The 18,314-nt window shown below is 53.2% G+C and carries 18 protein-coding genes, 1 pseudogene and 1 other annotated feature; of the genes and pseudogenes, 9 read left to right on the top strand and 10 right to left on the bottom strand.

Going from position 1 to position 18,314, the window contains the following annotated elements; translation table 11 throughout:
• Positions 1-7: 7 nt before the first annotated feature.
• From hisIE to hisL, 9 genes are all read right to left on the bottom strand, one after another.
• Entirely contained in the window at positions 8-619 is a 612-nt protein-coding gene (gene hisIE, locus GPJ68_RS15300) for a bifunctional phosphoribosyl-AMP cyclohydrolase/phosphoribosyl-ATP diphosphatase HisIE (RefSeq protein WP_104651481.1), read from the bottom strand.
• Positions 613-1,389: an imidazole glycerol phosphate synthase subunit HisF gene (gene hisF, locus GPJ68_RS15295; protein WP_104651482.1), complete on the bottom strand. Its 777-nt coding sequence runs from the start codon at positions 1,387-1,389 to the stop codon at positions 613-615. The genes hisIE and hisF overlap by 7 nt, the downstream gene beginning before the upstream one ends.
• Positions 1,371-2,108, bottom strand: a complete 738-nt coding sequence (gene hisA / locus GPJ68_RS15290) for a 1-(5-phosphoribosyl)-5-[(5-phosphoribosylamino)methylideneamino]imidazole-4-carboxamide isomerase (protein WP_019077115.1) — start codon at positions 2,106-2,108, stop codon at positions 1,371-1,373. Before hisA ends, hisF begins: the two co-directional genes overlap by 19 nt.
• Positions 2,108-2,698: an imidazole glycerol phosphate synthase subunit HisH gene (gene hisH / locus GPJ68_RS15285; protein WP_003030129.1), complete on the bottom strand. Its 591-nt coding sequence runs from the start codon at positions 2,696-2,698 to the stop codon at positions 2,108-2,110. Before hisH ends, hisA begins: the two co-directional genes overlap by 1 nt.
• Positions 2,698-3,765 (bottom strand): bifunctional histidinol-phosphatase/imidazoleglycerol-phosphate dehydratase HisB, encoded by a 1,068-nt coding sequence (gene hisB / locus GPJ68_RS15280; protein ID WP_016153556.1) that lies wholly within the window; start codon positions 3,763-3,765, stop codon positions 2,698-2,700. The genes hisH and hisB overlap by 1 nt, the downstream gene beginning before the upstream one ends.
• Positions 3,762-4,841: a histidinol-phosphate transaminase gene (hisC, locus tag GPJ68_RS15275; RefSeq protein ID WP_104651483.1), complete on the bottom strand. Its 1,080-nt coding sequence runs from the start codon at positions 4,839-4,841 to the stop codon at positions 3,762-3,764. Before hisC ends, hisB begins: the two co-directional genes overlap by 4 nt.
• A complete protein-coding gene (gene hisD / locus GPJ68_RS15270) occupies positions 4,838-6,142 on the bottom strand; it encodes a histidinol dehydrogenase (protein WP_104651484.1) in 1,305 nt (434 codons plus the stop codon). The genes hisC and hisD overlap by 4 nt, the downstream gene beginning before the upstream one ends.
• Positions 6,143-6,147: 5 nt before the next feature.
• On the bottom strand, positions 6,148-7,047 hold the full coding sequence (hisG, locus tag GPJ68_RS15265; RefSeq protein WP_003834191.1) for an ATP phosphoribosyltransferase: 900 nt from the start codon (positions 7,045-7,047) through the stop codon (positions 6,148-6,150).
• Between the two features lie 45 nt (positions 7,048-7,092).
• Positions 7,093-7,215 (bottom strand) — a sequence feature (His leader region).
• The gene (gene hisL / locus GPJ68_RS15260; RefSeq protein WP_100250077.1) at positions 7,191-7,238 is read right to left on the bottom strand and encodes a his operon leader peptide; all 48 of its coding nucleotides are present in this window, start codon (positions 7,236-7,238) and stop codon (positions 7,191-7,193) included. (Overlaps the previous feature by 25 nt.)
• Positions 7,239-7,412: 174 nt before the next feature.
• On the opposite strand from hisL, the gene GPJ68_RS15255 reads away from it, so the two are divergent.
• From GPJ68_RS15255 to plaP, 4 genes and pseudogenes are all read left to right on the top strand, one after another.
• Positions 7,413-8,237: an SDR family oxidoreductase gene (locus GPJ68_RS15255; protein WP_016156891.1), complete on the top strand. Its 825-nt coding sequence runs from the start codon at positions 7,413-7,415 to the stop codon at positions 8,235-8,237.
• 40 nt (positions 8,238-8,277) lie between these two features.
• Positions 8,278-9,262: pseudogene (locus GPJ68_RS15250) on the top strand (LysR substrate-binding domain-containing protein).
• Positions 9,263-9,424: 162 nt separating this feature from the next.
• The gene (gene yoeI / locus GPJ68_RS25400; RefSeq protein ID WP_099045591.1) at positions 9,425-9,487 is read left to right on the top strand and encodes a membrane protein YoeI; all 63 of its coding nucleotides are present in this window, start codon (positions 9,425-9,427) and stop codon (positions 9,485-9,487) included.
• A complete protein-coding gene (plaP, locus tag GPJ68_RS15240) occupies positions 9,477-10,838 on the top strand; it encodes a putrescine/proton symporter PlaP (protein WP_016153551.1) in 1,362 nt (453 codons plus the stop codon). The genes yoeI and plaP overlap by 11 nt, the downstream gene beginning before the upstream one ends.
• 60 nt (positions 10,839-10,898) lie before the next feature.
• Here plaP and sbcB read toward each other — a convergent pair whose 3' ends face one another.
• The gene (gene sbcB, locus GPJ68_RS15235) at positions 10,899-12,323 is read right to left on the bottom strand and encodes an exodeoxyribonuclease I (protein WP_016153550.1); all 1,425 of its coding nucleotides are present in this window, start codon (positions 12,321-12,323) and stop codon (positions 10,899-10,901) included.
• Between the two features lie 397 nt (positions 12,324-12,720).
• On the opposite strand from sbcB, the gene phsA reads away from it, so the two are divergent.
• From phsA to sbmC, 5 genes are all read left to right on the top strand, one after another.
• On the top strand, positions 12,721-14,994 hold the full coding sequence (phsA, locus tag GPJ68_RS15230; RefSeq protein ID WP_104651486.1) for a thiosulfate reductase PhsA: 2,274 nt from the start codon (positions 12,721-12,723) through the stop codon (positions 14,992-14,994).
• A 14-nt stretch (positions 14,995-15,008) separates the two neighbouring features.
• Positions 15,009-15,587 carry a thiosulfate reductase electron transport protein PhsB gene (gene phsB / locus GPJ68_RS15225; RefSeq protein ID WP_016153548.1) on the top strand — a complete coding sequence of 193 codons (579 nt, stop codon included), beginning with the start codon at positions 15,009-15,011 and terminating at the stop codon, positions 15,585-15,587.
• Positions 15,584-16,351, top strand: a complete 768-nt coding sequence (phsC, locus tag GPJ68_RS15220; RefSeq protein ID WP_032319018.1) for a thiosulfate reductase cytochrome B subunit — start codon at positions 15,584-15,586, stop codon at positions 16,349-16,351. The genes phsB and phsC overlap by 4 nt, the downstream gene beginning before the upstream one ends.
• A gap of 138 nt (positions 16,352-16,489) precedes the next feature.
• A complete protein-coding gene (dacD, locus tag GPJ68_RS15215) occupies positions 16,490-17,662 on the top strand; it encodes a serine-type D-Ala-D-Ala carboxypeptidase DacD (RefSeq protein WP_047415460.1) in 1,173 nt (390 codons plus the stop codon).
• A 123-nt stretch (positions 17,663-17,785) separates the two neighbouring features.
• A complete protein-coding gene (gene sbmC, locus GPJ68_RS15210) occupies positions 17,786-18,253 on the top strand; it encodes a DNA gyrase inhibitor SbmC (RefSeq protein ID WP_016153545.1) in 468 nt (155 codons plus the stop codon).
• Positions 18,254-18,314 lie beyond the last annotated feature (61 nt).

Genomic DNA, 18,314 nt, shown 5'->3' with positions numbered 1-18,314 from the left:
CTGTCTATTACTGATGTCTTTTGCGTAAATTCTCAATCACCGTCGTCAGGTCGAGGTCCTGATCCTGCAGCAGAACCAGCAGGTGATACATCAGATCAGAGGCTTCATTGGTCAGTTCGAAACGATCGTTCACGGTTGCGGCCAGCGCGGTCTCTACGCCTTCTTCGCCTACCTTCTGGGCAATACGTTTAGTGCCGCTGGCATACAGCTTCGCAGTGTAGGAGCTTGCCGGGTCAGCGGTTTTACGTTCGACCAGTAGTTGCTCCAGTTGATACAGGAACAGCCACTGGTGGCTGGCATCGCCAAAGCAGCTTGAGGTGCCTTTATGGCAGGTCGGGCCAATCGGGTTAACCAGCACCAGCAGGGTGTCGTTGTCGCAGTCGGGCGCGATGCTCACCACGTTCAGGAAGTGACCGGAGGTTTCACCCTTGGTCCACAGGCGCTGTTTGGTCCGCGAGAAAAAGGTCACTTTGCCGCTTTCAACCGTTTTATCCAGTGCTTCCGGGTTCATATAACCCAGCATTAGTACCTCACCGGAAACCGCATGCTGCACGATGACTGGCATCAGTCCGTCGGTTTTTTCCCAGTCCAGCTCGCGGCATTGTTGCTTCGTTAACATATCCTGATCTCCACGCCCTGTGTTGCCAGGTACGCTTTTAATTCGCCAATATTAATAATTTGCTTGTGAAAGACGGAGGCGGCAAGCGCGCCGTCAACGTCGGCGTCCCGGAATGCTTCAAGGAAGTGTTCCATGGTGCCCGCGCCGCCGGAGGCAATCAGCGGTACATGGCAAACGTCGCGCACTTTTTTCAGTTGCTCCAGATCGTAGCCGTTACGCACGCCGTCCTGGTTCATCATGTTCAGGACGATTTCGCCTGCGCCGCGTTTTTGTACTTCCTGCACCCAGTCCAGCATTTCCCACTGCGTGACGCGGGTACGGCTTTCATCCCCGGTATATTGATTAACATGATATCTGCCGGTTTCGGCGTCATACCAGGTATCAATGCCTACCACGATACACTGCACGCCAAAGCGGTCAGCCAGACGAGTGATAAGCTCCGGTTCGGCCAGCGCCGGGGAGTTGATAGAGATTTTATCCGCCCCGAAGGAGAGGATGCGCGCCGCATCGTCGATGGATTTAATGCCACCGGCAACGCAGAACGGAATATCGATCACTTCCGCCACGCGAGATACCCAGCTTTTATCCACTACGCGGCCATCGCTGGAGGCGGTGATATCGTAGAACACCAGTTCATCTGCGCCTTCATCGGCATAGCGTTTTGCCAGCGGGACAATGTCACCAATAATCTCGTGATTGCGAAACTGGACGCCTTTTACCACCTGCCCATCACGAACGTCCAGACAAGGAATTATGCGTTTTGCCAGCATTGAATGGCCTCCTCAACGGTGAACTTACCTTCCAGCAGGGCGCGTCCGACGATCACGCCGCGTACGCCGGTTCCACGCAGGGCTGCTACGTCCTCGATCCCGCCAATGCCGCCAGATGACTGGAATGCTACCTGCGGATATTTGGCGCACACTTCTTCATAAAGCGCGACGTTTGAGCCAGCCAGCGTACCGTCGCGGGAGATATCGGTGCACAGCACGTGCTTCAGGCCGACGGGGAGATAGGTCTCAACCAGTTCTTCCAGAGAAACCCCGGAATCTTCCTGCCAGCCGCTAACCGCTACCTGTTTATTACCGCGCTCGTCAATACGAACGTCCAGCGCCAGTACCAGCGCGTCGGCGCCAAAACGGGCAAACCAGCTCTTGACTACCTCGGGGGATTTTACTGCCGTCGAACCTACCACCACGCGCGCCACGCCTGCGTCAAGCAGCGCCGCAACGTCCGATTCAGTACGCACGCCACCGCCAACCTGTACCGGAACATTGACTCCAGCGACCAGCGTTTTAATCAGTGGGATCTGCCGCTGCGCCGGGTCTTTCGCGCCAGTCAAATCAACCAGGTGCAGTACTTCGGCACCCTGAGCTGCGTAATCCTGTAAACGGGGGAGAGGATCGTTGCCATAATCACGTTGCGTTGCGTAATCGCCCTGATGAAGACGCACCACCGTGCCGTCGATTAAATCTAATGCCGGAATAATCATTACATCTCCAGAAAGTTTTTCAGCAACTGCGCCCCAGCCGCGCCCGAGCGTTCAGGGTGAAACTGCACGCCAAAGAAATTGTCCTTTTGTACTGCCGCGGTAAATGGTTCGCCGTAATGGCACTGGGCGATGGTCCACGGGTTCACCGGCATAGCATAGCTGTGTACAAAGTAGAAATACGCGCCATCTTCAATGCCCTGGAACAGACGATTTCCCGCCTGCGGATAGACGCGATTCCAGCCCATATGCGGCAGCGGCAGACCGAAATCGGTCATCTTCGGAACGTCCTGCTCAATAATGCCCAGCAGAGAGACACCGTTACTCTCTTCGCTGCGGCGGCCAAGCAGTTGCATGCCTAAACAGATCCCCAGTACCGGTTGCGTACAAGCTTTAATCAGTTCAATCAGTTCACGCTCGTGCAACTGGTCCATAGCCGCCTGAGCGGTACCGACGCCCGGTAGAAACAGTTTATCGGCACGCAGCACTACGTCCGGGTCACGGCTGACAACCGGGTCGTATCCATGGCGTGCGACGGCGGATTTCACCGAGTGCAGGTTGGCGCAGCCGGTATCAAGGATCACCACGTTCATTACAGCACTCCTTTCGAGGAGGGCAGCGTATCGCCTTCTACGCGAATAGCCTGACGCAGCGTACGGCCAAAGGCTTTAAACAGGCTCTCCACACGGTGGTGGTCATTTTTCCCTTTGGTTTTCAGGTGCAAGGTGACACCCATGGTGTAAGAGAGTGAACGGAAGAAGTGTTCAATCATCTCTGTGCTCAGATCGCCAACGCGCTGGTAGGTAAATTCCGCGCGGTATTCCAGGTGCGGACGCCCCGAGATATCCAGCGCGCAACGTGCCAGGCACTCGTCCATCGGCAGCACAAAACCAAAACGGTTGATACCGCGTTTATCGCCTAATGCCAGCTTTAAGGCTTCACCCAGCGCCAGACCGGTATCTTCAACGGTGTGGTGATCGTCAATATACAGATCGCCTTTGACGGCAATCTCCATGCGAAAACCGCCGTGGGTGGCGATTTGATCCAGCATGTGGTCAAAGAAGCCAACGCCGGTATTGATTTTGCTACGGCCTTCGCGGTCCAGCCAGACTTTGACGTCAATCTGCGTCTCTTTGGTATTGCGCTCAACGTGCGCGTAGCGGTCTCGCTTGGTCAACTGCTCACCGATCATCGCCCAGTTCAGGGTGTCACGGTGGTAGCGTAATCCGCTAATGCCCATGTTTTCTGCGAGCTGAATATCGGTCGCCCGATCACCAATGACGTAGCTGTTTGCCACATCCATGGCCTGTTCAACCAGATACTGCTCAACCAGTTTCACTTTTGGCTTACGGCAATCACACGCGTCCGCTGGCAGGTGCGGGCAGATTAGCACCTCATCGAATGCTACGCCCTGAGAGGTGAATATTTGCATCATCAGGTTATGCGGACCGTCAAAATCGGCCTGCGGGAAGCTCTGCGTACCGAGTCCATCCTGGTTAGTAATCATCACCAGCTTAAAGCCGGCTTTTTGCAGCTTCAGCAAAACGGGAACGACGTCCGGCTCGAAGGCGAGTTTGTCAAAGCGATCGACCTGAAAGTCACTTGGCGGTTCTGAAATCAGGGTTCCATCACGGTCAATAAAAAGATACTTCTGGCTCATACTTGCTCCGCACGTAAGGCGTCAATGACGCGCTGGCTCTCTTCGCGGGTTCCGACAGTAATTCGCAGGCAGCCGCTTAATGAAGGTTGTTTATTCTGATCTCGTAAGATAATGCCCTGATCCCACAAAGATTTAAATACGCTGCTTGATGCGGTGAAGCGCGCCAGAACATAGTTGGTTTCAGAGTCAAAAACCTGCTCTACACAGCGAATGGTTTTCAGGTTCTCCACCAGATACTGACGCTCTTGAAGGATCTGCTCTACGCGTTGGCGCATGGCGGAAATCCCTTGTGGCGTCAGCGCCTGGGCGGCGATATCCGCTACCGGGGTAGAAAGCGGGTAGGGAGCAATCACCTTTAACAGCAGATTGATAACCTCTTCATTCGCCAGCGTAAATCCGCAGCGTAAACCGGCGAGAGCAAACGCTTTGGACAGCGTACGTAATACTGCCAGATGCGGATACTCAGACAGCCAGCCTGCCAGCGTAGCCTGCGGACAAAACTCAATATAGGCCTCATCAGCGACCACGATGGCTTTACCCTGCGTCATTTCGAGCAGTGAACGTAGGTCCTGCGGATTTATCAGCTGGCAGGTTGGGTTATTGGGGCTGCATACGTAGACCACTTTCACGCCATCAAGCTTGTCTGCGATGCCTTGTAAATCCAGTTGCCAGTTATCCAGGGTCGGGACGGTGCGGCATTCAACGCCAATCGTTTCGGCGCTGACGCTGTACATGCCGTAAGTCGGCGGACAGTAGAGAATGGCATCTTTACCGGGTTCGCAAAAAGCGCGCACCAGCAGTTCGATCCCTTCATCTGCGCCGCGGCTGACCAGCACCTGCTCTGGTTTGACGCCAGCATATTGCGCGTAATTATCAATTACGGCTTTCGGCTGACACTCCGGATAGCGGTTCAGCGTCTGCTGGCGTAGCTGGAACTCAACGGCGGTTGGGTACTCATTCGCGTTGAGCCACACGTCCCCGTTACCGCCAAGACGACGGGCAGACTGATAGGGCGTTAACTCGCGAACATTCTTACGGGCTAAATCAGTGACGCTGAGAAAGTTGTCAGTGCTCATGCTTGCTCCTTCAGGGCGTTAACACGCAGGGTGACGGCATTTTTGTGGGCAGTCAGTCGTTCAGCAGCGGCCAGTGTTTCAATGGTGGAGGCCAGGGCAGAGAAACCTTGGGGAGTTAATTCCTGTACCGTCATCCGTTTCTGGAAATCAGCCAGCCCAAGGCTTGAGCAGGTTGCGGTATAGCCGTAGGTCGGAAGAACGTGGTTGGTGCCGGAAGCATAGTCGCCAGCCGACTCAGGAGACCAGTCACCCAGGAAGACCGAACCAGCGCTGGTGATATCGTCAACCAGTTCACGCGCGTTACGGGTCTGAATAATCAGGTGCTCCGGGCCGTAGGCGTTAGAGATGGCCACGCATTGCTCAAGATCTTTGGCGACGATCAGTCGGCTGGCGGCGAGCGCCTGACGTGCGGTGTCGGCGCGGGAAAGCTCGGCAAGCTGGCGTTCAACGGCTTTGGCCACGCCTTCGGCAAGCGTAGCGTCTGGCGTCAGCAGGATAACCTGCGAGTCGGGGCCGTGTTCGGCCTGAGAAAGCAGGTCGGAAGCAACAAAGTCAGGCGTCGCGCCGCTGTCGGCAATAACCAGCACTTCAGACGGGCCCGCAGGCATGTCGATAGCCGCGCCGTCAAGACGTTGGCTGACCTGACGTTTGGCTTCGGTCACATACGCATTGCCTGGCCCGAAAATTTTATCGACCTTAGGAATAGATTCGGTACCCAGCGCCAGCGCGGCAATTGCCTGCGCGCCGCCCACGTTGAACACCTCTTTTACGCCACACAGTTGCGCGGCGTAGAGGATTTCATCGGCAATCGGCGGCGGTGAGCAGAGCACCACTTTTTTGCAGCCAGCGATACGCGCCGGGGTCGCCAGCATTAATACGGTAGAGAAGAGCGGTGCCGAACCCCCTGGAATATACAGCCCCACGGAGGCGATAGGGCGAGTAACCTGCTGGCAGCGCACGCCAGGCTGAGTTTCAATATCCACCGGCGGCAGGATTTGCGCGGTGTGGAACGCATCAATATTACGCACCGCCGCCTGCATGGCTTGTTTCAGCTCGTCGCTCAGGCGGCTACTGGCTTGCTGAATTTCTTCTTCGGTGACGCGCAGCGCGCCGACCTCGGTTTTGTCAAACTTTGCACTGTATTCACGCAGCGCCCGGTCGCCGTTATTTTTGACGTTCTCAAGAATCTCGGCCACCGTGCGGCTGATGCTTTCAGAGGCGGATATCGCCGGGCGCATCAGCAGTTCGCGCTGCTGCTCGGGACTACGGCTATTCCAGTCGATCAGGGTATTGAAGCTCATGGCTATCACTCCATCATCTTCTCAATCGGCAGCACCAGAATGGAGCTGGCGCCGAGCGCTTTCAGTTTTTCCATCGTTTCCCAGAACAGGGTTTCGCTGCTGACCATGTGCATGGCTACGCGCTGTTGGTCACCTGCCAGTGGCAGAATGGTAGGGCGCTCAGCGCCTGGCAGTAGGGCGATGACTTCGTCCAGACGTTCGCTCGGTGCGTGCATCATGATGTATTTTGATTCACGTGCCTGAATAACCCCCTGAATACGGGTCAGCAGTTTGTCGATCAGTTGTTGCTTGGCTTCGGCCATTTCGCCGTCGCGCTGAATCAGGCAGGCTTTAGAGCGGTAAATCACTTCTACTTCACGCAGACCGTTGGCTTCAAGCGTGGCTCCGGTTGACACCAGATCGCAAATCGCATCAGCCAGACCTGCGCGGGGAGCGACTTCTACAGAGCCGTTTAACAGACAGGATTTAAACGACACCCCTTTTTGATCAAGATAACGTTTAAGCAGGTGTGGGTAAGAGGTAGCGATACGCTTACCGTTCAGCGCTGCCGGGCCATCCCAGGCTTCATCAACCGGGGTAGCCAGCGAAAGACGGCAGCCGCCGAAGTCCAGACGACGCAGGGTAAAATAGCGCGGATCTTCACCCTGGGCCCGGCGGTTGAGCAGTTCCTCTTCGAGAACGTTTTCCCCGATGATGCCGAGATCTACGACGCCGTCCATCACCAGACCCGGAATATCGTCATCACGCACGCGCAGAATATCGATCGGCATATTCTCAGCCATCGCGATCAGGCGCTGGGTGTGAAGATTAATTTTAATGCCGCAACGGGCCAGCAATTCGCGTGAATCATCGCTTAAACGACCTGATTTCTGCATAGCTATGCGTAAACGGGTGTTATCTAACATTCTTTATTCCTCGTTATCCTGTCTGAATCAGTTTGGGTCACGCACAAAAAAAAGCCCCCGGAAGAAATCTTCCGGGGGCTTTCTCATTCGCTCACGCACCGCTGGAAGATTTAAATGTCTCCCAGCACACATCGCCTGAAAGACTAGTCAGGATGATGGTGATGATGGTGTTTGAATTGAGCGCGTGTCATAAATTTTCTCGATGAATGTTTATTCATTTGATGTCTTTTAACCTAAACCACTTTAGCTACGGAAAGCAAGGGCTTTTTTTGATCATTAATTCATTTCATATTGATACTATGAATTGTCAGCCACTGTGGGCTAGCGTAGCCTTGCGTTATACGCCAAAAGTCAGGAGAGAAGGCATGAAAAAGGTCGCAATTGTCGGTTTAGGTTGGTTAGGCATGCCGTTAGCTATGTCGCTGGCGGCGAGAGGCTGGCAGGTTACCGGCAGCAAAACCACATTGGATGGGGTGGAAGCGGCCCGCATGAGTGGTATAGAGAGCTACTCGCTGCGCCTGGAGCCTGAACTGGTCTGTGAGACAGACGATCTCGACGCACTGATGGACGCCGACGCGCTGGTTATTACGCTACCTGCGCGCCGTAGCGGTCCGGGGGAGACATTTTACCTGCAGGCTATGCAGGAGCTGGTCGACAGTGCGCTGGCGTACCGTATCCCGCGGATTATTTTTACCAGTTCGACGTCGGTCTATGGCGATGCACAAGGCATCGTGAAAGAAGGGACTCCGCGTAACCCGGTCACGGCAAGTGGTCGCGTATTGAAAGAACTTGAAGACTGGTTGCACAATTTACCCGGCACTTCGGTGGATATTTTGCGCCTGGCCGGACTTGTCGGCCCGGGAAGACATCCCGGTCGTTTTTTCGCTGGCAAGACGGCGCCAGATGGACACCATGGCGTCAATCTGGTGCATCTGGATGATGTGGTTTCCGCCATCTCTTTGCTGCTGCAAGCGCCAAAAGGGGGACACATCTATAATATATGTGCGCCTATGCATCCGGCGCGCAATGTGTTCTATCCACAGATGGCCCGCCAGTTGGGGATGGAGCCGCCGGAATTTCGTGGCAATGAGGATAACGGTAAAGGTAAAGTCATTGATGGCAACCGTATTTGTAACGAGCTTGGGTTTGAGTACCAGTATCCTGACCCGCTGGTGATGCCGATGGAGTGACAGACCAGCAGAGTGCCGCTGATACCGCCAGGGGGCGAGTATGAAACCACTGCTGGACGTTCTTATCATCCTCGATGCGTTGGAAAAAGAGGGCAGTTTCGCTGCGGCGTCGGCAAAATTGTTTAAGACGCCGTCTGCGCTTAGCTACACCGTCCATAAGCTGGAAAGCGATCTTAATATTCAGCTACTCGATCGCAGCGGACATCGGGCTAAGTTTACCCGTACCGGACAGATGCTGCTGGAAAAGGGGCGGGAGGTGTTGCACACCGTCCGCGAACTCGAAAAGCAGGCGATTAAACTTCATGAAGGTTGGGAGAATGAACTGGTTATTGGCGTAGATGATACGTTTCCCTTTTCGCTGCTGGCCCCACTCATCGAATCTTTCTATCAACACCACAGTGTGACGCGCCTGAAATTTATCAATGGCGTGCTGGGCGGCTCCTGGGATGCCCTCACTCAGGGGCGGGCGGATATTATTGTCGGCGCCACGCATGAGCCGCCTGCCGCGAGCGAATTTGGCTTTGCGCAGCTAGGGGTTCTGGAGCAGGTGTTTGTGGTTGCGTCGCATCATCCGCTGGCGCAGGAACAGGAGCCGTTGAATCGTCGCACTATTCGGCGTTTTCGCGCGATTGTGGTGGGCGACAATGCACAGCATGCCAACGTCTCCGGCTCCCAGGTGCTTGACGATCAGGAAGCCATCACCGTTTTTGACTTCAAAACCAAGCTGGAACTGCAAATCAGTGGTCTGGGATGCGGCTATATTCCGCGCTATCTGGCGCAGCGATTTCTGGAGAGCGGCGCTCTGATTGAGAAAAAGGTGGTCGCACAAATTATCTTTGAACCCGTGTGGATAGGTTGGAATGAACAGACTGCCGGGTTGGCCAGTGCCTGGTGGCGGGATGAGATTTTAGCAAATAGTGCTATTGCGGGGGTGTACGTTAAAACGGCTGCTGATAAATCAATCAGTTAAGAAAAAATATTCTTTTGTAGTAGCTTCAATCTCTTGTTATTTCTCTCTAAATTAGTGCAAAATACGCCGCTTGCAAAAAATGACATTAACCGACGTTTTAATACGCGTCGGTTATTTTTTTGCATCAAACCAATCATTCATAAAAGAGGCCGGGCTTCGTACCGGATAGATACTTACTTAAAAATCGACAGTTGTTGTCGCTGAGGATTAACAAAAAATGGGGCAATTTTTTGCTTACGCGACGGTTTTCGCCGTAATGGGGGATAACCATGTCGCATAACGCTACTCCAAACACCTCTCGCGTGGAATTACGTAAAACGCTTACGCTGGTTCCGGTTGTCATGATGGGCCTTGCCTATATGCAGCCGATGACGCTGTTCGATACATTCGGTATCGTATCAGGAATGACCGATGGTCACGTCCCGACAGCTTACGCCTTTGCACTGATCGCCATCCTCTTTACCGCACTGAGCTACGGTAAACTGGTGCGTCGCTATCCGTCTGCAGGCTCTGCCTACACTTACGCCCAGAAATCCATTAGCCCGACCGTTGGCTTTATGGTGGGTTGGTCATCACTGCTGGACTACCTGTTCGCACCGATGATCAACATTCTGTTGGCGAAAATTTATTTTGAAGCTCTGGTGCCGTCGATACCGTCATGGATATTCGTGGTGGCGCTGGTGGCCTTTATGACTGCCTTTAACCTGCGAAGCCTGAAATCTGTTGCGAATTTCAACACCGTCATCGTGTTGTTGCAGGTGGTGCTGATTGCAGTGATCCTCGGCATGGTCGTTTATGGCGTGTTCGAAGGGGAAGGTGCCGGTACACTGGCGAGCAGCCGTCCGTTCTGGTCAGGTGATGCGCATGTGATCCCGATGATCACGGGAGCGACTATCCTGTGCTTCTCGTTCACCGGTTTTGACGGTATCAGCAACCTGTCTGAAGAAACCAAAGACGCTGAACGTGTGATCCCGCGGGCGATTTTCCTGACCGCGCTGATTGGTGGCCTGATCTTTATCGTCTCCACCTATCTGTTGCAGCTGTACTTCCCGGATATCTCGCGCTTCAAGGATCCGGACGCTTCGCAGCCGGAAATCATGCTGTATGTCGCTGGTAAGTTCTTCCAGGTCGGCGCGCTGATTTTCTCTACCATTACCGTACTGGCGTCAGGTATGGCGGCGCATGCAGGCGTAGCGCGTCTGATGTATGTGATGGGGCGTGACGGTGTGTTCCCGAAAAGTTTCTTCGGTTATGTCCACCCGAAATGGCGTACTCCGTCCATGAACATCATTCTGGTTGGTGCGATTGCTCTGCTGGCAATTAACTTCGACCTGGTGATGGCGACGGCGCTGATTAACTTCGGTGCGCTGGTGGCGTTTACCTTCGTTAACCTGTCGGTGATCTCCCAGTTCTGGATCCGTGAGAAGCGTAACAAGACGCTGAAAGACCACTTCCAGTATCTGTTCCTGCCAATGTGCGGTGCGTTGACCGTTGGTGCGCTGTGGGTGAACCTGGAAGAGAGCTCAATGGTTCTGGGTCTGATCTGGGCCGCTATTGGTCTGATTTACCTGGCTTGCGTGACCAAAAGCTTCCGTAACCCGGTGCCACAGTACGACGAAGATATCGCGTAATAGCTGTATTTAGATAAAAAAAACCGGAGACATGTTCTCCGGTTTTTTTATACGTGGGAGTTATACAATCTCTTGCGCATACTGCCAGAGTGACTTCAGCAGCATCAGTTTCTCTTTGTTATCTGCATATTGCTGGCTCAGCATCTGCAATTCATTGGCGTAATTTTGCAAAAACTCCGGCGTGAATATTTGACGACGATGGTCCAGCCAGCGCTGCTGTTCGGCTTCATCCAGCGTTCCGGGGAAGTTACGTGCGCGGTAGTTAAACAGCAGCTTTTCAATGCGCTTATCGACAAAGGAGATATCCAGCGCCGGTAAATTGCGCGGCTCAGTTTCCAGGACGATTTTCATCGCGGCACGGTCGGCATCGCTGAAAAAACCATTGTACAACTGTGCGTCTACGTTATCTGATGGCGTAAAGGGTTCCGCATCGGCGAAGATGGCCACCACTTTGTCGCGAACCTGCGGGTTTTCGCGCAGTATTTTGAGATTATCCAGACAATGCTGGCGGTTAATGCCAAGGCGATCGGCATCTTCCGGGCGCAAGGTATTCGCCTGTGCCAGTACCGGGCATTTGTTGATGTGCACCAGTTTAACCGGCACGGCTGGGTTATCTCCCAGATCAGCTTTAGCAGTGTAGAGCCGCTCACGCAGCGCGTCGCTGTCCAGTTCCAGCAGCGGTGAAATATCACCGGCTAAGTCGACCATAATCACCGCGTTGCGATTCTCAGGATGCCAGGCTAATGGCGCCACCCAACTGGTGTTGCCGCGCCATGCGCCGAACATCCCCGAAACATGGACCAGCGGCTTCATTTGCGGGACATCAATCAGTGCGGCCAGCTTGTGCTTATTGCGATGGCTGTAGAGATAATCAAACAGGCGCGGCTGGCGCGACTTCACTAATTGCGCCATGGCAATTGTGGCGTATACATCGGCCATCGCATCGTGGGCATTGGCATGTTCAATACCGTTGGCTTTGGTCAAATGTTCCAGGCGAAAGCTGGGTAAGCCGTCGTCGTTTTCCGGCCAGTTAATTCCTTCAGGACGCAGGGCATAGCAGGCGCGCATCACATCCAGCAGATCCCAGCGCGAATTATCGTTCTGCCAGCTCCAGGCATAGGGATCGTAGAAATTGCGATACAGGATGTTGCGCGTCACTTCATCATCGAAGCGCACGTTGTTATAGCCCAGGATACAGGTTTTCGGCACGGTGAACAGGGCGTGGATGCGCGCAGCAAAGGCGGCTTCATTTTCTCCTTTTTCACGCGCTTCCTGCGGTGTGATACCGGTTATCAGCACCGCCTCAGGCTGCGGCAGATAGTCGTCTGCGGGTTTGCAATAAAAGACTTCAGGTTCACCGATGATGTTGAAATCGCTATCTGTGCGGATAGCCGCAAATTGCGCGGGTCTGTCCAGCGCCGGATGGGTACCAAAGGTCTCGTAATCGTGAAAGAGAAAACCAGGTTGCTGCTTGCCGTCATTCATTGTTCAGTTATGTCCGGGATCAATTTAGCGCTCGTCCAAGAATACCAAAAAATAGCGAGGTAATCAGCAAAGCGATTATCAATGCTGAATGATGTACGCAATAAAATTGAGATGAACAGGCTTTAATAGAATTGATTAATAAATTTTGCACTGTTAAGGGAAATTACTGGAATAAATTTTCTGAAATCTATGAGCTGATAAATAATATAAATGAGAACCATTATTGTTATTTGGTGCTGATTTGTTGTGTTCTGGAAATTTTAAAATTCTTTTATAAACAATGGGTTTTTATTTTGGCGGTTAGCTGCTCTATATTCTAATGAAATGTGAGTGAGGTTAAAAATTAATAATTTAAACACCATATAATAATTGGATATATCTAATAACAGGAGGTTATATGAGCATTAGTCGGCGTAATTTTTTGCGAGGAGTGGGTATCGGTTGCTCGGCCTGCGCGATAGGCAGTTTTCCGCCTGGCGCACTGGCGCGAAATTCTCCAGAGAGCATTAAGGGGAAAACATCCCTGACGCCAAGCTTGTGCGAAATGTGTTCTTATCGTTGCCCAATACAGGCACAGGTAATTAATAACAAGACGGTTTTTATTCAGGGGAACCCTAATGCGCCTCAACAAGGCACGCGTGTCTGCGCGCGCGGAGGCAGTGGTGTTAGCCTGGTCAACGACCCGCACCGTATTGTCAAACCCATGAAACGCACAGGGCCTCGCGGCAGCGGAGAATGGCAGGTTATTAGTTGGGAACAGGCTTACAAAGAAATTGCTGAAAAAATGACGGCAATAAAAGCGCAGCATGGTCCTCAGGGGGTCGTATTCTCTTCCAAATCCGGTTCGCTTTCGGGTCATTTATTTCAGCTGGCAACGGCGTTTGGATCGCCAAACACCTTTACGCATGCGTCGACATGCCCTGCCGGAAAATCGATTGCCGCCAAAGTGATGATGGGTGGCGATTTGGCTATGGATATCGCCAATACCCGTTATATGGTCTCTTTTGGCCACAATCTCTATGAAGGTATTGAGGTTGCCGAAACGCATGAACTGATGACCGCGCAGGAAAAGGGCGCAAAAATGGTCAGCTTCGATCCCCGTTTGTCAGTTTTCTCCAGCAAGGCGGATGAATGGCATGCGCTCAAGCCGGGCGGCGACTTGCCGGTGTTAATGGCCATGTGTCACGTCATGATTAATGAACATCTGTATGACGCGGACTTCGTAGCGCGCTACACCACAGGGTTTGACCAACTGGCCGAAGCGGTACAAGAGACCACGCCGGAATGGGCGCAAAAGCAGGCTGACGTGCCTGCTGATGTTATTGTTCGGGTCACCCGCGAAATGGCCGCCTGTGCGCCTCATGCTATCGTCAGCCCTGGCCATCGCGCGACGTTTTCGCAAGAAGAAATTGATATGCGGCGTATGATTTTCACCCTCAATGCGCTGCTGGGAAATATTGAGCGTGAAGGGGGCTTGTACCAGAAAAAAGCCGCGGCAACCTACAATAAGCTGGCCGGAGAGAAGGTCGCTCCGGTGCTGGCAAAACCTGATGCCAAATTGCCCAAGCCAACGGCGCAGCGCATCGATTTGGTTGCCCCACAATTCAAGTACATCGCGGCGGGCGGCGGCGTGGTGCAAAGCATCATCGATGCCGTGTTAAACCAGACGCCGTATCCGGTGAAGGGATGGATTATGTCCCGCCACAATCCTTTCCAAACAGTGACCTGTCGGCCTGATCTGGTCAAAACCGTCGAACAACTCGATCTGGTGGTCAGTTGCGATGTCTATTTAAGCGAAAGCGCGGCATATGCCGATTATCTGTTACCCGAATGCACCTACCTTGAACGTGATGAAGAAGTCTCTGACATGTCGGGCCTGAATCCGGCCTATGCCCTGCGCCAGCAGGTTGTAGAGCCGATTGGGGATGCGCGTCCGAGCTGGCAAATCTGGAAAGAGCTGGCCGTGCAGTTAGGCCTTGGGCAGTTCTACCCCTGGCAGGATATGCAGACACGGCAGCTGTACCAGCTTAATGGCGATCATGCGCTGTCCGCTGAACTGCGTCAGAAAGGATATCGGGAGTGGGGGATTCCGCTGCTGCTGCGGGAACCTGAAGTAGTGCGTCAGTTTGTGGCGCGTTATCCGGGCGCAGTGGCGGTTGACGGCGATGGTACCTATGGCGAGCAACTGCGCTTTAAATCCCCGTCTGGAAAAATTGAACTCTACTCTGAAGAGCTGGAAGCACTTTTGCCTGGCTACGGTATTCCGCGCGCCCGCAATTTTGCCCTCAAAGGCGACAATGAACTCTATTTTATTCAGGGAAAAGTGGCGGTGCATACCAACGGCGCGACGCAATATGTACCACTGCTGAGTGAGCTGATGTGGGATAACGCGGTGTGGATCCACCCGCAAACGGCCCGTGAAAAAGGCATCAAAAACGGCGATGAGATTTGGCTGGAAAATGCGACCGGTAAGGAAAAAGGCAAAGCGCTGGTTACTGCCGGAATACGACCCGATACGCTGTTCGTTTATATGGGATTTGGCGCCAAGGCGGGAGCTAAAACCGCGGCGACGACGCACGGTATTCACTGCGGTAATTTGCTTCCGCATGTTACCAGTCCGGTTTCCGGTACGGTGGTGCACACCGCTGGCGTCACGCTTCGTCGGGCATGAGAAAGGAGAACATCATGAATCAATCAACAAACCCTTATGTCATGCTGCATGACGAGAAACGCTGTATTGGCTGTCAGGCGTGTACGGTTGCCTGCAAGGTACTGAATGACGTGCCGGAGGGATTTAGTCGCCTACAAGTGCAGATCCGTTCACCCGAACATGAACCCGAGGTGCTGTCCCACTTCCAGTTTGTTCGCGTTTCCTGTCAGCATTGTGAAGATGCGCCGTGCGTCAGCGTCTGTCCTACCGGCGCTTCATTTCGTGACGAAAATGGCATTGTGCAAGTGGATAAGTCTCGCTGTATTGGTTGTGACTACTGCGTTGCCGCTTGCCCGTTCCATGTCCGCTACCTCAACCCACAAACGGGGATTGCCGACAAATGTAACTTCTGCGCCGATACTCGCCTGGAGGTCGGACAATCGCCAGCCTGCGTTTCCGTTTGTCCGACGGATGCGCTGAAGTTTGGACGTCGCGATGACCCGGAAATTCAGCACTGGATTAATCAAAAAGAGGTTTATCGCCAGCAGGATACGCGTAGCGGCCCGGTAAGTGTCTATCGGCGTAAAGAGATCCATCAGGAGGGTAATGTATGAATTCTATCTGGGGAGCAGAGCTTAACTATGCGCCGGACTACTGGCCGCTGTGGCTCATTTATGCAGGCGTTATTATTGTGCTGATGATTGCGGGCCTGGTCACGCACGCGCTGTTACGTCGGATGCTGGCGCCCAAAACGGCAACCGGCGAAGAGCATCGGGACTACCTTTATTCGCTGGCGGTCCGCCGCTGGCACTGGGGTAATGCGCTGCTCTTTATCCTGCTTCTGCTGAGCGGCCTGTTTGGCCACTTTTCTGTCGGACCGGTGGCCTTAATGGTGCAGGTACATACCTGGTGTGGCTTCGCATTGCTGGCCTTCTGGATTGGCTTTGTGTTAATAAACGCAACCAGCGGCAACGGCTGCCATTATCGCGTGAAATTTAGCGGGTTGATATCACGCTGCCTGCTGCAAACACGCTTTTATCTGTATGGCATTATGAAAGGTGAGCCGCACCCGTTTGCCGCAACAGCAGAGGACAAATTTAACCCGCTGCAACAGCTGGCCTACCTGGCCATCATGTACGCACTGGTTCCACTACTGATCATCACCGGGTTGCTATGTCTCTACCCGCAGGTGGTAGGGGCGGGGCCGGTGATGCTGGTGCTGCATATGGCGTTAGCGATTGTGGGCTTACTGTTCATCTGCGCGCATATTTACCTGTGCACGCTGGGTGACACACCGGGGCAAATTTTTCGCAGTATGATCGATGGTTATCACCGCCATCGCAGTCATCATGCAGAGACCGCGCCGCGTAAAGGGTAGCTCCGGCGAGGTTTGTCTCTGAAACCCTTTCCTGATAGCAAGAAAATGTGCCTTATGTCACATTTTCTTGCAATTTATCCATGTTTGTTCGACAGAACTTCCGTAAAAAGAACGGCTATTTCTCCCTTTCCTGAAGACATGCTGTTGAAACGCCGTTTGTTTATTGCCGCTTCACTATTAACGATGAGTTTTTCGCCCGCCTGGGCGAGCGATGCCGTGAGCTTCGCCCCACAACCTCCTGCGATTACTGCCGGGGCATGGGTGTTAATGGATTACACCACGGGCCAAATCCTGACAGCCGGTAATGAACACCAGCAGCGCAATCCTGCCAGCCTGACGAAACTGATGACTGGCTATGTTGTCGATCGCGCAATTGACAGCAAGCGTATTAGTCCGACAGATATTGTGACCGTCGGGCGCGATGCATGGGCAAAAGATAATCCGGTATTTGTCGGTTCATCCTTGATGTTCCTGAAAGAAGGGGATCGCGTTTCGGTACGCGACCTCAGCCGTGGGTTAATTGTTGATTCCGGTAATGATGCCTGCGTGGCACTGGCGGATTACATCGCCGGAGGGCAGCCGCAGTTTGTCGCGATGATGAACAACTATGCGCAAAAGCTGAACCTGCAGGACACCCATTTTGAAACGGTACATGGTCTGGATGCGCCGGGTCAGCATAGCTCGGCGTACGACCTGGCCGTGCTGTCCCGCGCTATCATCCACGGAGAACCGGATTTCTACCATATGTACAGTGAGAAAAGCCTTACCTGGAACGGCATCACACAGCAAAACCGTAACGGTTTGTTGTGGGATAAAACCATGAACGTAGATGGCCTGAAGACAGGGCATACGTCCGGTGCCGGATTTAACCTGATTGCTTCCGCCGTCGATGGTCAGCGCCGCCTGATTGCGGTGGTGATGGGCGCGGAGAGTGCGAAAGGGCGCGAAGATCAGGCGCGTAAACTGCTGCAATGGGGGCAACACAACTTCGATACAGTACAGGTTTTGCGTAGCGGTAAGCAGGTTGGCACTGAACGGATCTGGTATGGCGATAAAGAAAAAATCAGCCTCGGAACCGAGCAGGATTTCTGGATGGCCCTGCCTAAAGCAGAAGTCCCTAACATCAAAGCAAAATATATCCTTGATAAGAAAGAGCTGGTTGCTCCCATCGCTGCGCATCAACGTGTGGGGGAAATTGAACTCTACGATCGGGATAAGCTGGTGGCACATTGGCCTCTGGTTACGCTGGAATCCGTCGGCGAAGGCGGCGTTTTCTCGCGCCTGAGCGACTATTTCCACCACAAGGCGTAGTTTTTCCTGATGCGTCTGACTGGCAAGAGTGCGAATCTGCTCACATAATAATCACTATTTCCTTGTGGCCGACATAGCCAGAAATTACACTGTATATAAATACAGTGTAACCGTGGAGGTTGTATGGAGTACGAGATAAAGCTGGTCGAAAAACGCATGATTGCCGGTTTCCATATGGTTGGACCGTGGGAACAAACGGTGAAGCAGGGGTTTGAGCAATTAATGAAGTGGGTCGACGGTAAACAGATTGTGCCGTTGGAATGGATTGCTGTTTATTACGACAACCCTGATGTTGTTCCTGCGGAAAAACTGCGCTGTGATACCGTGGTTTCTGTGCCTGAAGGTTTTGAAATCCCGGAAAATAGCGAAGGGGTGATCCTCACCGAACTGGCGGGTGGCGACTATGCTGTCGCCGTTGCGCGCGTTGAGAATCACGATTTTGCGACGCCTTGGTATCAGTTCTTTGAGCGCCTGTTGCAGGATACGACTTATGCGATAGCCGCTAAACCCTGCTTTGAAGTTTATATGAACAATGGCATGGAGGACGGTTACTGGGACATTGAAATGTACGTGCCAGTGCAGACGAAGTAACTGTTTGGGGTGTAAATCAGGATGATCTTTTCACGCTAAAAACAGGTACAATTCGCTTCTT

The sequence above is a fragment of the Citrobacter sp. 172116965 genome (assembly GCF_013458095.1).
Classification (GTDB): domain Bacteria; phylum Pseudomonadota; class Gammaproteobacteria; order Enterobacterales; family Enterobacteriaceae; genus Citrobacter; species Citrobacter braakii.
This window is presented reverse-complemented; position numbering and strand designations above follow the sequence as displayed.

Coding starts and splice junctions, on each gene's coding strand:
- hisIE (WP_104651481.1), bottom strand. CDS start 619: ATGTTAACGAAGCAACAATGCCGCGAGCTGGACTGGGAAAAAACCGAC.
- hisF (WP_104651482.1), bottom strand. CDS start 1,389: ATGCTGGCAAAACGCATAATTCCTTGTCTGGACGTTCGTGATGGGCAG.
- hisA (WP_019077115.1), bottom strand. CDS start 2,108: ATGATTATTCCGGCATTAGATTTAATCGACGGCACGGTGGTGCGTCTT.
- hisH (WP_003030129.1), bottom strand. CDS start 2,698: ATGAACGTGGTGATCCTTGATACCGGCTGCGCCAACCTGCACTCGGTG.
- hisB (WP_016153556.1), bottom strand. CDS start 3,765: ATGAGCCAGAAGTATCTTTTTATTGACCGTGATGGAACCCTGATTTCA.
- hisC (WP_104651483.1), bottom strand. CDS start 4,841: ATGAGCACTGACAACTTTCTCAGCGTCACTGATTTAGCCCGTAAGAAT.
- hisD (WP_104651484.1), bottom strand. CDS start 6,142: ATGAGCTTCAATACCCTGATCGACTGGAATAGCCGTAGTCCCGAGCAG.
- hisG (WP_003834191.1), bottom strand. CDS start 7,047: ATGTTAGATAACACCCGTTTACGCATAGCTATGCAGAAATCAGGTCGT.
- GPJ68_RS15255 (WP_016156891.1), top strand. CDS start 7,413: ATGAAAAAGGTCGCAATTGTCGGTTTAGGTTGGTTAGGCATGCCGTTA.
- plaP (WP_016153551.1), top strand. CDS start 9,477: ATGTCGCATAACGCTACTCCAAACACCTCTCGCGTGGAATTACGTAAA.
- sbcB (WP_016153550.1), bottom strand. CDS start 12,323: ATGAATGACGGCAAGCAGCAACCTGGTTTTCTCTTTCACGATTACGAG.
- phsA (WP_104651486.1), top strand. CDS start 12,721: ATGAGCATTAGTCGGCGTAATTTTTTGCGAGGAGTGGGTATCGGTTGC.
- phsB (WP_016153548.1), top strand. CDS start 15,009: ATGAATCAATCAACAAACCCTTATGTCATGCTGCATGACGAGAAACGC.
- phsC (WP_032319018.1), top strand. CDS start 15,584: ATGAATTCTATCTGGGGAGCAGAGCTTAACTATGCGCCGGACTACTGG.
- dacD (WP_047415460.1), top strand. CDS start 16,490: ATGCTGTTGAAACGCCGTTTGTTTATTGCCGCTTCACTATTAACGATG.
- sbmC (WP_016153545.1), top strand. CDS start 17,786: ATGGAGTACGAGATAAAGCTGGTCGAAAAACGCATGATTGCCGGTTTC.